Origin of the sequence: Streptococcus infantis (assembly GCF_047464615.1) — a bacterium.
In the GTDB taxonomy this organism is placed as follows: domain Bacteria; phylum Bacillota; class Bacilli; order Lactobacillales; family Streptococcaceae; genus Streptococcus; species Streptococcus infantis_Y.
The window spans coordinates 26,537-42,821 of sequence record NZ_JASHBO010000016.1; the positions used below are offsets into that span (position 1 = coordinate 26,537).

General features: G+C 40.9%; 5 protein-coding genes. 2 read left to right on the forward strand and 3 right to left on the reverse strand.

The window, feature by feature from the left end:
* Both lepB and QM450_RS09260 read left to right on the forward strand, forming a co-directional pair.
* Positions 1–612, forward strand: a complete 612-nt coding sequence (gene lepB / locus QM450_RS09255) for a signal peptidase I (protein ID WP_075231822.1) — start codon at positions 1–3, stop codon at positions 610–612.
* 100 nt (positions 613–712) lie between these two features.
* The gene (locus tag QM450_RS09260) at positions 713–3,079 is read left to right on the forward strand and encodes an ATP-dependent RecD-like DNA helicase (RefSeq protein WP_414320391.1); all 2,367 of its coding nucleotides are present in this window, start codon (positions 713–715) and stop codon (positions 3,077–3,079) included.
* Positions 3,080–3,126: 47 nt separating this feature from the next.
* Here QM450_RS09260 and tig read toward each other — a convergent pair whose 3' ends face one another.
* The 3 genes from tig to QM450_RS09275 form a co-directional block, all read right to left on the reverse strand.
* Positions 3,127–4,410 carry a trigger factor gene (gene tig, locus QM450_RS09265; protein ID WP_414320392.1) on the reverse strand — a complete coding sequence of 428 codons (1,284 nt, stop codon included), beginning with the start codon at positions 4,408–4,410 and terminating at the stop codon, positions 3,127–3,129.
* A 239-nt stretch (positions 4,411–4,649) separates the two neighbouring features.
* On the reverse strand, positions 4,650–14,324 hold the full coding sequence (locus tag QM450_RS09270; protein WP_414320393.1) for a mucin-binding protein: 9,675 nt from the start codon (positions 14,322–14,324) through the stop codon (positions 4,650–4,652).
* Positions 14,325–14,773: 449 nt separating this feature from the next.
* Positions 14,774–16,285, reverse strand: a 1,512-nt coding sequence (locus QM450_RS09275) for an LPXTG cell wall anchor domain-containing protein (RefSeq protein WP_414320394.1), incomplete at its 5' end; no start/stop codon positions are given.

The following is a 16,285-nucleotide window of genomic DNA, read 5'->3' on the forward strand; positions in this document are numbered from 1 at the left end:
ATGAAATATTTTAAATCGTTTTTAAAAGAGTGGAGTTTTATCCTCATTATCACTCTTATCGCCCTTAGTCGTCTCTTTCTCTGGAGGAATGTCAGTGTAGAAGGACATTCAATGGATCCTACCTTGGCAGATGGAGAAGTCCTCTTTGTGGTTAAACATCTCCCAATCAATCGTTTTGATATTGTGGTTGCTCATGAAGACGATGGGAACAAGGATATCGTTAAACGGGTCATTGGTATGCCAGGAGATACTATCCGTTACGAAAGCGACAAGCTCTATATCAATGGTCAAGAAACTGATGAGCCTTATCTAGCAGAATACCTTAAGCGTTTCAAGGAAGATAAACTTCAAAGCACTTATACTGGAACTGGTTGGGATGGTAAAAAGGGAGAATACTTTAGAACCATTGCCCAAAAGGCTCAGGCCTTTACCCTAGATGTTAATTACAACACTAGCTTCACCTTCACTGTTCCAGAAGGAGAATACCTCCTACTGGGTGATGACCGTCTGGTATCTAGCGACAGTCGACATGTTGGTACCTTTAAGGCAAAAGATATCACCGGTGAAGCCAAATTCCGCTTCTGGCCACTCAAGCGTATCGGAACATTTTAAAAACTAGGAAGAGGCCGAGAATTTTCCATCTCAGCCTCTTCTCATTCTATTTTGACTAAATCTGGGATAAATTTTCTCAGACACTATTGTAAGGAATTTTATGGAAGTTTATTTTTCAGGCACCATTGAACGCATTATTTTTGAAAATGTCAGCAATTTTTTCCGTATTTTACTCCTAGATATTGAAGATACCAATGCTGAAGACTTTGATGATTATGAAATCATTGTCACAGGTACCATGGCTGATATCATTGAAGGAGAGGAATATACCTTTTGGGGACAAATTGTCCAACACTCCAAGTATGGGGAACAGCTACAAATGACTCGCTATGAGAGAGCCAAGCCGACTAGTAAGGGCTTGGTCAAGTATTTCTCCAGCAGTCATTTTAAGGGAATTGGACTCAAAACAGCTCAGAAAATTGTGGATATTTACGGAGATAACACAATTGACAAAATCTTAGAAAATCCAGACAAACTCCAGTCTATCTCTGGACTCTCTGCTAAAAATCGTGAAGCCTTCGTCTCAACTCTTCGTCTTAATTACGGAACAGAGATGGTCTTAGCCAAACTGGCTAATTACGGCATCCCAAATAAACTAGCCTTCCAGATTCAAGACTTTTACAAGGAAGAAACGCTAGATATTGTCGAGAACTATCCCTATCAACTGGTCGAGGATATCAAGGGCTTGGGATTTACCATCGCTGATCAACTGGCCCAAGAATTGGGGATTGAGAGCCAGGCTCCCGAGCGCTTCCGTGCTGGTCTCGTCCATAGCCTCTTTCAAGGTTGCATGGAAACAGGAGATACCTATATGGAAGCTAGAGACTTGTTGGAGCAAACCCTTAATCTTCTAGAATCCTCCCGTCCAGTCGAACTAGAGCCGAGTCAAGTTGCCCAAGAACTTGCTTATCTGATTGAAGAAGATAAGGTTCAGCAGATTGACACCAAAATCTTTGATAATAGCCTCTTTTTTGCAGAAGAAGGGATTCGCAGTCATCTCATCAGAATCCTCGAAAAAGGTCAGAGTAAAAAACAGGAACTAGAGACTATTCAAGAGCATATCGCAACTGTTGAGGAAGAACTGGGGATTGAGTATGATAGCATCCAAAAACAGGCCATCTGCGATGCTATCCAAAACAAGGTCTTTATCCTTACAGGTGGACCTGGTACTGGTAAGACAACTGTTATCAATGGCATTATCGCTGTATATGCTCTTTTAGAAGGACTGGACCTCAAGAAAAAGAGCAATCTACCCATTCTCCTAGCTGCTCCCACTGGTCGCGCGGCTCGTCGCATGAATGAATTAACAGGTCTACCAAGCGCTACCATTCACCGCCACCTAGGCATGACTGGAGATGATGACACCAGCCATCTGGAAGATTATCTGGATGCTGACTTTATCATTGTGGATGAATTCTCCATGGTAGATACTTGGCTGGCCAACCAGCTCTTCTCCAACATCTCTTCAAACAGTAAAATTCTCATCGTGGGTGATAGCGACCAGCTGCCTTCTGTCAGCCCTGGACAGGTACTGGCTGACCTACTCCAGATACCCCTGATACCACAGACTCGCTTGGAGCGAATTTACCGTCAGAGCGAAGAATCAACCATCGTCACGCTTGCCAGTCAGATTCGTCAGGGAATATTACCTGCTGACTTCACCCAGAAAAAAGCAGACCGCTCCTACTTTGAAATCACTAGTAACCATATCCCTGCTAGCATTGAAAAAATCTTGGGTGCTGCTCTCAGAAGTGGCATTCCTGCTCGCGATATTCAGGTTCTTGCCCCTATGTACCGTGGAACTGCAGGTATTGATGCCATCAACCAGCTCATGCAAGACCTCCTTAATCCTCCACAAAAAGACCAGCTTAGCTTTGAAGCTCCTCAGTGTCACTATCGAACAGGAGATAAGGTTATCCACCTAGTTAACGATGCAGAGGTCAATGTCTTTAACGGAGACTTAGGCTATATCACAGACTTGATTCCAGGAAAATACACCGAGTCCAAGCAGGATGAGATTGTCATCGATTTTGATGGTAACGAGGTTTCCTATCCTCGAAATGAATGGTACAAGATTCGTTTAGCCTATGCTATGAGTATCCACAAGTCTCAGGGTAGCGAGTTTCCCGTCGTTATTCTACCTATCACCAGTGCAAGCAAGCGCATGTTAGAGCGTAATCTCATCTACACTGCTATCACTCGGGCCAAAAGTAAACTGATTTTACTAGGCGAAATACAGGCCTTTGACTATGCAACTCAACATATCGGAACAGCTCGTAAGACCTATCTAATTGAACGTTTCGCTGACCTAATGGAGAATGCAGAGGAAACAAACCAACTTGCAACCGATACTGCTAGCTCAACAGAAACTGAACAATCCTACATCCTAACCGAAGACAACTGGTCTAGTATCCCAGCAATGATTGGGATTAGCCAAGAAGACCTGCAGGAGTTTTTCGGAAAATAAAGCATAAGAAAACCCACCAAATCAGGTGGGCTTTTATCTTGTAAAGATTATTTTACTGTTGCAGTGCTTGTGATCAATTCAACAGCTTTTTTGATTGTGATGTCGTGTTTCAACATATCAGCTGAAAGCAAGCTTTGTACTTGTGCAACTTCCATGTTGTAATCTGCAGCTAATTGCTCGATTTCTTTTTGGATTTCTTCGTCAGTAGCGTCAAATCCTTCAGCTTTTGCAACTGCTTCGATAACAAGGTTAGTCTTGGTACGTGACTCAGCTTCTGCTTCGTATTGTTTGTGAAGATCTTCTTGAGTAGTTCCAGTGATTTGGAAGTACATGTCAGGGTTGATACCTTGACGTTGCAAGTTTCCGAGGAATTCATTTACTGAACGGTGAACTTCTTCGTGGATCATTTCTTCTGGAAGTTCTACGATTTCAGCGTTTTCTACAGCTTTATCAATTGCTGCACCTTCAACTGCATCCTTGTATGCTTCTTCTTTAGCAGCAGCCAATTCGTTGCGGTATTTTTCTTTCAATTCAGCAAGTGTTTCAACTTCTTCGTCGATATCTTTTGCAAGCTCATCGTCAAGAGCTGGAACTTCTTTAGCTTTTACTTCGTGGATAGTTGTCACGAATTTAGCTTCTTTACCAGCAAGGTCTTCAGCTTGATAGTCTTCTGGGAATGTTACGATAACGTCAACAGTTTCACCAGCTGAGTGACCTACCAATTGGTCTTCAAAACCAGGGATGAATTGACCTGAACCAAGTCCAAGTGAGAAGTTTTCACCTTTTCCGCCATCAAATTCAACACCGTCAATAGAACCAACAAAGTCGATCACAACAGTGTCGCCGTTTTCAGCAGCAGCTTCTTTGATAACCAATTCAGCCAAGTTGTTGCGTTCGCGTTCGATACGCTCTTCAACATCAGCGTCAGTTACTTCTTTTTCAACATCGACTGATACTTCAAGGTTTTTGTAGTCACCCAATTTTACTTCAGGTTTTGTCACGACTTCAGCTGTGATAACCCAGTCTTGACCTTTTTCCATTGAAGTTACATCAATTTTTGGTTGAGCAACAACTTCAAGACCAGCTTCTTTTACAGCTGCTTCATAAGCGTTTGGCAAAAGAGCGTTCATAACGTCTTGATAAAGTGACTCTTCACCAAATTTTTTGTCGAAGATAGGACGTGGAAGGTGACCTTTACGGAAACCTGGAACATTAAGAGATTTCTTCACTGAGTTGAAGACACGGTCCAATTCTGGTTTGATTTGGTCTTGAGAGATAGTGAAAGTCAAGACACCACGGTTTGTTTCTTTGTTTTCAAATGATACAGACATTCTGTCATTTCTCCTTAAAATTTTTTAAATACAGTCTATTATAACATTTTCTATAAATAAAATCTAGACTAATGCAGACAAATCTGGCTAAAACACATTTTGGGTGATTTGGCGCGTACTATTCTAGGTTCAATCCATTATATAAAAAGAAGACAAACATTCTTAAAATGTTTGCCCTCTTAATGCTATAGACTCGATCATCTAGTCCAAAGTAATTTCAATAGGATTAAATATTTATTCTAATCTTCTTTTTTCTTACGGGCTAAACCTAATAGCGTTGTTGCCATTCCAATGATTCCAAGTCCAGTCATAACCGTATTTGAATCCGTACCAGTATTTGGTAATTCCTGCACTACTTTTTCAGGATCCAAAGGTTTCGGATCTGGTTTTGCAGGAGTTTGTGGTTCTGGATTAGGGACTACTGGAGTGTCAGGTTTAACTGGAACGTAGATGATTGGTGTGTCGTCACCTGGGTTTGTTGGAAGGTTTGGTAGTTCCTTACCTGGTTCTACTGGTTGACCTGGTTTGCTTGGATCTTTTGGATCTGGCAAGTATGGTTTGTAGCCTGGTACGTCTGGAACGACTGGTTTACCTGGTTTACCTGGATCTGTTGGATCATTTGGATACTTCACTTCTGGTGTTGATGGGAAGTTTGGATCATTTGGTTTCTCTGGTTTTGGAACCAATTTTCCAAGTGGTTTGTAGGTTACTGTATCTGTTGCTTCAGGATTTTCTGGAGTAACTGTCTTACCACCAGCTTCTGTCTTATCAGCGTAGTAACCTGGAATTACTGGAACAGATACCTTACCATAAGTATGGCTCTTCTCAGTCCATGTTGCAGTTCCAGAAGCTTTGTTTTCTTTACCAGTAAACGTAAAGTCATCTTGGACATTGTCTCCTGGAGTCTTATCGCCTGCTCCTTCAAACTTAACTGTTTGTTTAGTTGGTTTCTTCACATCATTTACGATTGGTACGTAGATGATTGGTGTGTCGTCACCTGGGTTTTCAGGAGTGATTGGTTTTCCTGGTTCTACTGGTTTACCTGGTTTGCTTGGATCTTTTGGATCTGGCAAGTATGGTTTGTAGCCTGGTACGTCTGGAACGACTGGTTTACCTGGTTTACTTGGATCTTTTGGATCATTTGGATATTTCACATCTGGTGTTGATGGGAATTTAGGATCATCAGATTTCGGAACCAAGCTACCAAGCGGTTTGTAAGTAACTGTATCTGTTGCTTCAGGGTTTTCTGGAGTAACTGTCTTACCACCGGCTTCTGTCTTATCAGCGTAGTAACCTGGAATTACTGGTACAGATACCTTACCGTAAGTATGGCTCTTCTCATTCCATGTTGTAGTTCCAGAAGCTTTGTTTTCTTTACCAGTAAATGTAAAGTCATCTTGGACATTGTCTCCTGGAGTCTTATCGCCTGCTCCTTCAAACTTAACTGTTTGTTTAGTTGGTTTCTTCACATCATTTATGATTGGTACGTAGATGATTGGTGTGTCGTCACCTGGGTTTTCAGGAGTGATTGGTTTTCCTGGTTCTACTGGTTTACCTGGTTTGCTTGGATCTTTTGGATCTGGCAAGTATGGTTTGTAGCCTGGTACGTCTGGAACGACTGGTTGACCTGGTTTACTTGGATCTTTTGGATCATTTGGATATTTCACATCTGGTGTTGATGGGAATTTAGGATCATCAGATTTCGGAACCAAGCTACCAAGCGGTTTGTAAGTAACTGTATCTGTTGCTTCAGGGTTTTCTGGAGTAACTGTCTTACCACCGGCTTCTGTCTTATCAGCGTAGTAACCTGGAATTACTGGTACAGATACCTTACCGTAAGTATGGCTCTTCTCATTCCATGTTGTAGTTCCAGAAGCTTTGTTTTCTTTACCAGTAAAGGTGAAGTCATCTTGGACATTGTCTCCTGGAGTCTTATCGCCTGCTCCTTCAAACTTAACTGTTTGTTTAGTTGGTTTCTTCACATCATTTACGATTGGTACGTAGATGATTGGTGTGTCGTCACCTGGGTTTTCAGGAGTGATTGGTTTTCCTGGTTCTACTGGTTTACCTGGTTTGCTTGGATCTTTTGGATCTGGCAAGTATGGTTTGTAGCCTGGTACATTAGGAACAACTGGTTTACCTGGTTTACCTGGATCTGTTGGATCATTTGGATACTTCACTTCTGGTGTTGATGGGAAGTTTGGATCATTTGGTTTCTCTGGTTTTGGAACCAATTTTCCAAGTGGTTTGTAGGTTACTGTGTCTGTTGCTTCAGGATTTTCTGGAGTAACTGTCTTACCACCAGCTTCTGTCTTATCAGCGTAGTAACCTGGAATTACTGGTACAGATACCTTACCGTAAGTATGACTCTTCTCATTCCATGTTGTAGTTCCAGAAGCTTTGTTTTCTTTACCAGTAAACGTAAAGTCATCTTGGACATTGTCTCCTGGAGTCTTATCGCCTGCTCCTTCAAACTTAACTGTTTGTTTAGTTGGTTTCTTCACATCATTTACGATTGGTACGTAGATGATTGGTGTGTCGTCACCTGGGTTTGTTGGAAGGTTTGGTAGCTCCTTACCTGGTTCTACTGGTTGACCTGGTTTGCTTGGATCTTTTGGATCTGGCAAGTATGGTTTGTAGCCTGGTACGTCTGGAACAACTGGTTTACCTGGTTTACCTGGATCTGTTGGATCATTTGGATACTTCACTTCTGGTGTTGATGGGAAGTTTGGATCATTTGGTTTCTCTGGTTTTGGAACCAAGTTTCCAAGTGGTTTGTAGGTTACTGTATCTGTTGCTTCAGGATTTTCTGGAGTAACTGTCTTACCACCAGCTTCTGTCTTATCAGCGTAGTAACCTGGAATTACTGGTACAGATACCTTACCGTAAGTATGGCTCTTCTCAGTCCATGTTGTACTTCCAGAAGCTTTGTTTTCTTTACCAGTGAATGTGAAGTCGTCTTGGACATTGTCTCCTGGAGTCTTATCGCCTGCTCCTTCAAACTTAACTGTTTGTTTAGTTGGTTTCTTCACATCATTTACGATTGGTACGTAGATGATTGGTGTGTCTTCACCTGGGTTTGTTGGAAGGTTTGGAAGCTCCTTACCTGGTTCTACTGGTTTACCTGGTTTGCTTGGATCTTTTGGATCTGGCAAGTATGGTTTGTAGCCTGGTACGTCTGGAACAACTGGTTTACCTGGTTTACCTGGATCTGTTGGATCATTTGGATACTTCACTTTTGGTGTTGATGGGAAGTTTGGATCGTCTGGTGTTCCTGGTTTTGGAACCAAGTTTCCAAGTGGTTTGTAGGTTACTGTATCTGTTTCTTCAGGATTTTCTGGAGTAACTGTCTTACCACCAGCTTCAGCTTTATCCGCATAATAGTGTTCAACGACTGGGACTTTTACTTTGCCATAGTCATGACTGTTTTCAGTCCATGTTGTTGTACCATCTGCTTGATTCTTCTTACCTGTGAAGGTATAGTCGCTTTGAACATCATCTTTTGGTGTGGTTGAACCAGCTCCTTCAAACGTTACCGTTTGTTTTGTTGGTTGCGTCACATCATTTGTTTTTGGTACATAGATGATTGGCGTATCTTCCCCTGGTTTATCAGGTGTTACAGGTGTTCCTGGTTGGATTGGTTGACCTGGTTTCGTTGGATCGTTTGGATCTGGAAGGTGTGGTTCATAACCTGGTACATCAGGAACGACTGGTTGACCTGGTTTCGTTGGGTCTGTTGGATCATTTGGATACTTCACTTTTGGTGTTGATGGGAAGTTTGGATCATTTGGTGTTTCTGGTTTTGGAACCAAGTTTCCAAGTGGTTTGTAAGTAACAGTTTCTTCAAGGTTTTCTTGAGTAACTGCCTTAGAAGCAACACTTGCTTTATCAGCGTAATATCCTGTCAAACTTGGCGTTGGAACTGCAGCGTAGGCTGTCTTATCTGATGCCCATGGTGTCGCTGAAAGTTCTTTACCTGTGACTTTATCCAAGGTAAGGGTACGTGTCCATGTCGCGTTTTCAACATGATCCGCTGGGGCTGCTACCTTACCATCTGATACCACATACTTAACAGTAGATGTGACATCTTTCTTCCATTGATCTGTCGCTGGGTACTTAGGACTGTTTGGATCATTTGGATTGATTGGATCTGTTGGGTTATGTGGATCATTTGGTCCTACTGGAGTTTCACCATGTTTCAAGGTTACTGTCCAGGTTTGATCTACTGATGCATCGGTATCAAAGTGAGCTCCTGCTGGGAATTCATCGCTTACAAGAACATAGCCACGATCTTCATAATACTTGATCTTGTCCGCAGTTGAGTAGTTGATTGCCTCACCTGATTTACCACCGACTTGATCATTGGCAAGGGTTTGACCTGTTGTTTGGTCAACGTACTTGATAGTAGCTTTTTGATCTACCTTACGATAGATAATTTGTGTGTCAGTACCTGGTTTTTCAGGAGTGATTGGTTTTCCTGGTTCTACTGGTTGACCTGGTTTCGTTGGATCGTTTGGATCTGGCAAGTATGGTTTGTAGCCTGGTACATCTGGAACAACTGGTTTACCTGGTTTTGTTGGATCGTTTGGATCATTTGGATACTTCACTTCTGGTGTTGATGGGAAGTTTGGATCGTTTGGTTTCTCTGGTTTTGGAACCAATTTTCCAAGTGGGTTGTAAGTGACAGTTTCTTCAAGATTTTCCTCAGTGACTGTCTTAGAAGCAACACTTCCTTTATCAGCGTAGTAACCTGTCAATCCTGGTGTTGGAACTGCAGCGTAGGCTGTCTTATCTGATGCCCATGGTGTTGCTGAAAGAACTGCACCTGTAACTTTATCAAGTGTCAAGGTACGTGTCCAAGTTGCTTTTTCAACCTTATCTTCTGGGGCAGTTGCCTTACCATCTGATACCACATAATGAACTGTTGACGTTACATCTTTCTTCCATTGATCTTCCGCAGGGTATTTAGGACTCTTTGGATCATTTGGATTGATTGGATCTGTTGGTTTATGTGGATTATTTGGTCCAACTGGAGTTACATCGTGTTCTAATCTAACTACGAATTCTTGATCAATGTTTTCATCACTATCAAATTTCTTTTGATCTTCAGTTGAGTTTGTGAAACCATCTTCTACAAGCTTGTAACCCTTATTAACAAAATCAGCAATCTTAGCTGCAGTTGAGTAGTTAATGGCTTCATACGATTTACCAGAAACTTCATCTTTTGCTAATTCCTTATTATTGTCACTGGTATCAACATACTTGATAATAGCTTTTTGATCTGCCTTGCGGTAGATAATCGGCGTATCTTCACCTGGTTTTTCAGGAGTGATTGGTTTTCCTGGTTCTACTGGTTGACCTGGTTTCGTTGGATCGTTTGGATCTGGCAAGTATGGTTTGTAGCCTGGTACATTAGGCACAACTGGTTGACCTGGTTTTGTTGGATCGTTTGGATCATTTGGATACTTCACTTCTGGTGTTGATGGGAAGTTTGGATCGTTTGGTTTCTCTGGTTTTGGAACCAAGTTTCCAAGTGGGGTGTAAGTGACAGTTTCTTCAAGATTTTCCTCAGTGACTGTCTTAGCTTCAACACGTGCTTTATCAGCGTAATAACCTGTCAAACCTGGTGTTGGAACTGCAGCGTAGGCTGTCTTATCTGATGACCATGGTGTTGCTGAAAGAACTGCACCTGTAACTTTATCAAGTGTCAAGGTACGTGTCCAAGTTGCTTTTTCAACCTTATCTTCTGGGGCAGTTGCCTTACCATCTGATACCACATAATGAACTGTTGACGTTACATCTTTCTTCCATTGATCTTTCGCAGGGTATTTTGGACTGTTTGGATCATTTGGATTGATTGGATCTGTTGGATTATGTGGATCGTTTGGTCCAACTGGTGTTTCACCATGTTTCAAGGTAACTACGAATTCTTGATCAACTGACTCATCCTTGTCATAAGTAGCCCCTGCTGGGAATCCATCACTTACAAGAACATAGCCACGATCTTGGTATTTCTTGATCTTGTCTGCAGTTGAGTAGACAATAGCTTCACCTGACTTGCCACCTACTTGATCACTTTCAAGTGTTGCACCAGTATTTTGGTCTACGTACTTGATAACAGCTTTTTGATCTGCCTTACGGTAGATAATTTCTGTGTCAGTACCTGGATTTTCAGGAGTGATTGGTTTTCCTGGTTCTACTGGTCTACCTGGTTCACCTGGTTTCGTTGGATAGTTTGGATCTGGCAAGTATGGTTTGTAGCCCGGTACATTAGGCACAACTGGTTTACCTGGTTTGGTTGGATCATTTGGATCATTTGGATACTTCACTTCTGGTGTTGATGGGAAGTTTGGATCGTTTGGTGTCTCTGGTTTTGGAACCAAGTTTCCAAGTGGCTTGTAAGTAACAGTTTCTTCAAGATTTTCTTGAGTAACTCTCTTAGAAGCAACACTTCCTTTATCAGCGTAGTAACCTGTCAATCCTGGTGTTGGAACTGCATCATAGTTAGCCTTATTAGCTGTCCATAGTTCAGTAGGGTTAAGAACTTTACCTGTCACCTTATCAAGTTTTAAGGTACGTGTCCATTGTGCATTTTGAACATTGTCAGCTGGGGCAGTTGCCTTACCGTCTGATACCACATAATGAACAGTTGACGTTACATCTTTCTTCCATTGATCTTCCGCAGGGTATCTTGGACTGTTTGGATCATTTGGATTGATTGGCTCTGTTGGTTTATGTGGGTTATTTGGTCCAACTGGAGTTACATCGTGTTCTAATCTAACTACGAATTCTTGATCAATGTTTTCATCACTATCAAATTTCTTTTGATCTTCAGTTGAGTTTGTGAAACCATCTTCTACAAGCTTGTAACCCTTATTAGCAAAATCAGCAATCTTAGCTGCAGTTGAGTAGTTAATGGCTTCATACGATTTACCAGAAACTTCATCTTTTGCTAATTCCTTATTATTAGCACTTGTATCAACATACTTGATAATAGCTTTTTGTTTTACTTTTTTATAGACAACAACTGTTTCGTATGTACCCAAATCAGACTTAGCTACAATATTACGCCAATAAGTTTCTGAAACGGTACGTTTACCTGCTTGAGCATCAATAAGCGTTTCTGGTGCATTGCTTGAATCATATGAAACAGAAACTGAATCAGCTTTAGCCCCAGCTACTAATCCTGGAACATTACTTGACTTGATTTCTGCTTTATAGCCTTCGAGTTTTGGCGAAGCGATAGTACCATAATTATAAGTACCTGAATTTGTTTCGGCTTCTTTCCAACCAGTATCAGCTATATGATCTCCATCAATATCAGAAATGTGATACTTCGCTTTACTATAAGCTGCTAAGAATTCATCACCATTTCTAACGCTTGAATTTCTCAAAATATTTTCGAAACCTTCTTTGTCGATTGAGACATCCAAAGTACGGTTCCATTCTGATGACTGGATAACATCATTTTTAACTGGAGTTCCATCTTCGTAGACATATTTGATGATATTTTTATGAACACCAGTCGGGTTGATTTTCGAACCATTTGAAACCCAAATGTTTTGACGGTTATGACCAACAGGGTCAATACCATAGGTTCTATCTGTAGCACTTACCCCTCCAGAAGAAGAGCCTGTTGGAACAGATGCAGCGTTAGCAGGTTGAATATCTGGTCTTCCACTTTGGAAACCAGCAATTGGCATTGAACCATTCTGGATATTAGTCCAAACAGAACTTTGTTTATCTTTAGTTTGGCTATCCCTGCCATCTTTATTCATAGAATAGACGGTATAAGTTCCAACAGTAGAGCCACCGTTCTGACTAGCTGGACCGTTAAATTCTATTCTGTTTCTAGAAGCTTGTGTTTTATCTGAAATATAAAGGATGTTCCCATGTCCGATATCCTGTGGGTTGTTCCCTTGAGGAATAGATACTGGTAATTTACCAGTAATTTCCCCTGCTGAAAGACCTTGTGAGTTTGTATATCTCATGAAGGATACGTACAGTGGATTATTAAACTGGAAGTAAGTGTTTTTACTAGCCCCCAAGGCTACTGAGGTCAACTCAGCATAGTAGTTGGTATTATCGTCTCGGATATCTACGATAGAACCTTTATTAGCTTGGAAAAGTGGTTCAGACTTAGTACCATTCTGAGAACCAAGAGAAATCACATCATCCCAGTCATTATCGCCACGGTTATCCATCTGTACACGGAATGTTGCAAAGTCATCTACAAGAATCTTACCATTTTCATTAAGGCCGATATAGTTGTAACCATCGTAACTACCAGAAGGTGCCCCACCGTTCTTACCTTTACCTACTGAATGGAAGGTATTGTTTGAATGTTTTCCAAAGACTACTCTTGAATCATTTCCGAAATCAAGGGCAACACCACGACCTTTATTTTCAAAGCGAACTTTGGCATTTTGACCTGTGACAAGTTCTGAGTGATTCCCCATCATAATCCCATCACGGCCATGAAATTCAAAAGTTCCACCATCGCCAATAAGAACTCGGCTTGGTCCATTTTTTCTACCGTGGTTACCTGCAACATATCCACCGTAACGATCCTTATCAGTGATACCATCAGCTGGACGATTTACACCAATTGAAATCCCTTGTCCGATACTAGTATTCAAGACTAACTTAGAGTCCTTACCAGTTTCTACAGTACCACTATCAGCCATAAAAATACCAGCATTATGGTAGCGAGCATTTTCAGATCGATTGTCAGTGTTCATGTTAATAGTAAGGCTACCTTTATCTTTTACACTGACCTTAGCTCCACTTTCAAGAGTGATAGCATCCCCTTGAGAAGAACGACTAAGAATTAAACTAGCACCTTCAGCAACTGTTACTGATTTAGCAGAGTGAATATTTGACTCACGACGTTGATCTGAATGACCTGCAGCTCCGACATTCCGTTGTACGTGTTGAGTTTGACCATTTGCAGCTTGATAACTGTCACTAACTGTTGAAGTTGTAGTTCCTTTGATAACAACATGGGTGTTACCACCACCATAAAGTGATGAACCAACACTTGTCACGTTTTCAAAAGTTACTGTATTTGACCCACTGGTACTTGATAAATCAATCGGACCTTTAGAATTAGCAGTCGCTATTTTAAGGTTTTTAAGATTTAGTTCCCAGCTAGCTCCTGTCAATTCCAAAGTATGCGACAAAAGATCTAGACGAGCATTGCCGTCCTTACCTTGGATCGTAACTGGGCGAGATTGTGCATGAATAGTAGTCCTACGGTCAACAGATCCTGAACGTCCATTGTCGGTATTACCATTATCACCTTGAGCTACGACATCACCATTTACAGTGATTTCGCTGACATTTCCATCCTCTAAGGCTGAAACAAACTCACTCCAATTTGATACTTCACGTTTATTTTCTGAAGTAGCTCGGCGTGTACGGGTTGAACGGGATGCTTCAGCAGGAGCTTTATCAATAGACTTATCATCTTTTTCAGTAACATCAGTTTTAGCTTCAGTTACTTTCGCCGTATCTTCACTTGAGTCATTAGCTGATGCTTCCGACTTTTCAGATTTTAAGCTATCAGTTGCAACTTTTTCAGAATCTGAAGAAATTTCAGCCTTTTCTGGTGTTACAACAGCCTTATCTTCTACTGTTGATTTTGAATTGGCAGTTTCTAGTGATAGATCAGACTTATCTGCTACTGTAGGTTTTGATTCAGAAGTTCTTGGTACTGAAGATTCCGATGTACTTGTTGAACTTTCTGGACTAACAGATACTACGGAGGTGAGCAATGTTTCTGAAACATTTACCTCATCAGCACTAGCAACTTGTCCACTCAAAAAGAAGGCAGTTCCTAAAAGAACAGAGGCTAAACCAAAACTATACTTACGTAAAGAAAAGCGCTGGCGCTCATTAAAATGAAACATCATGTTTATCTCCTTTAATTTTTTTATACAAATTTAGTATATCAATATATTTGTAAAAATCAAGTGTTAGCGGTTACTTTTTTATAAAAAATGCATCATATATACTGAATTCAATTATTTTTTACATTTTTTATGAGGAACTTATTAATTCTTTAACAAATAGAATTAAAGAAACAAACATGCATCTAGTGATGTGTTTCAGCTCTATTATGAGAGATTTATCCGTTTTTATATTCATACAACTTATTTAACAGTATTAAAAATTTTTAGTAAATATTTTTAGCAGTCTTAGTGTACTATTCTAGATTCATTCTACTATAGCTTTTTTCAACCACTATAGTTGACAAATAGCCTCATTTTCCATCAAAAAAACCGTAAGAATTTCTTCTTACGGTTTTTATAGCAAATTCATAGAATTGAGATTCTCAGTTTTGCCTTATTTGAGTAATTTCTTACTCTTCTTCCTCACGTTTTTTAGCGAAGAGGAGTCCGCCTGTCGCTGCTGCAAGAAGTGCTAAAGCAAGTGAAGCGCTAGATTGTTCTGTACCAGTATTTGGCAATTCTTTCGCTCCTGCTTTCTTAGCTGGTGCTTGAGCAGGTGAATCTTGGTTAGCAGCTGTAACAGCTTTTTCAGCTGGAATGACTGCTACTGAACCATCTTCAAAGGTTACAACTACTGATCCATCTTTGTTAACCTTGATATCTTTCGCGGTTGGATTAGCTTTCTTAACTTCGTCAGCTACTTTAGCTTTTTCTGCATCAGTCAAGTTGCTTGGATCTGTAACTGGGGTTACTGATGGATTCTTAACTCCATCTGATTCCTTAACTTTATCTGATGATTTCTTAACTGTCTTATCTGCTGGAATAACAGCTGTTGTACCATCTTCAAAGGTTACAACTACTGATCCGTCTTTGTTAACCTTGATATCTTTCGCGGTTGGGTTAGCTTTCTTAACTTCATCTGCTACCTTAGCTTTTTCTGCATCAGTCAAGTTACTTGGATCTGTAACTGGAGTTACTGATGGATTTGTAACTACTTTATCAGCTGATTTCTTAACTGTATCACCTGATGGAATAACGGCTGTGCTGCCATCTGGGAAGGTTACTGTGGTTGTGCCATCTTTGCCAACTTTAACATCTGTTACTGTTGGGTTTGATTTCTTAACTTCATCTGCTACCTTAGCTTTTTCTGCATCAGTCAAGTTGCTTGGATCTGTAACTGGGGTTACCGCTGGATCCTTAACTGCGTTATCTGATGATTTCTTAACTGTATCACCTGATGGAATAACGGCTGTGCTGCCATCTGGGAAGGTTACTGTAGTTGTGCCATCTTTGCCAACCTTAACGTCAGTTACTGTTGGGTTTGATTTCTTAACTTCATCTGCTACCTTAGCTTTTTCTGCATCAGTCAAGTTGCTTGGATCTGTAACTGGGGTTACAGCTGGATCCTTAACTGCGTTATCTGATGATTTCTTAACTGTATCACCTGATGGAATAACGGCTGTGCTGCCATCTGGGAAGGTTACTGTAGTTGTGCCATCTTTGCCAACCTTAACGTCAGTTACTGTTGGGTTTGATTTCTTAACTTCATCTGCTACCTTAGCTTTTTCTGCATCAGTCAAGTTGCTTGGATCTGTAACTGGGGTTACAGCTGGATCCTTAACTGCGTTATCTGATGATTTCTTAACTGTATCACCTGATGGAATAACGGCTGTGCTGCCATCTGGGAAGGTTACAGTTGCTGTTCCATCTTTACCTACTTCAACATCTTTCGCTGTTGGGTTAGATTTCTTAACTTCTTCTGCTACCTTAGCTTTTTCTGCATCAGTCAAGTTGCTTGGATCTACAACTGGTGTTACCGCTGGATCCTTAACTGCGTTATCTGATGATTTCTTAACTGTATCACCTGATGGAATAACGGCTGTGCTGCCATCTGGGAAGGTTACAGTTGCTGTTCCATCTTT

Bases quoted from the DNA above. Each gene is read 5' to 3' on its own strand.
- tig (WP_414320392.1), bottom strand. From the start codon at position 4,410: ATGTCTGTATCATTTGAAAACAAAGAAACAAACCGTGGTGTCTTGACT.
- lepB (WP_075231822.1), top strand. From the start codon at position 1: ATGAAATATTTTAAATCGTTTTTAAAAGAGTGGAGTTTTATCCTCATT.
- QM450_RS09260 (WP_414320391.1), top strand. From the start codon at position 713: ATGGAAGTTTATTTTTCAGGCACCATTGAACGCATTATTTTTGAAAAT.
- QM450_RS09270 (WP_414320393.1), bottom strand. From the start codon at position 14,324: ATGATGTTTCATTTTAATGAGCGCCAGCGCTTTTCTTTACGTAAGTAT.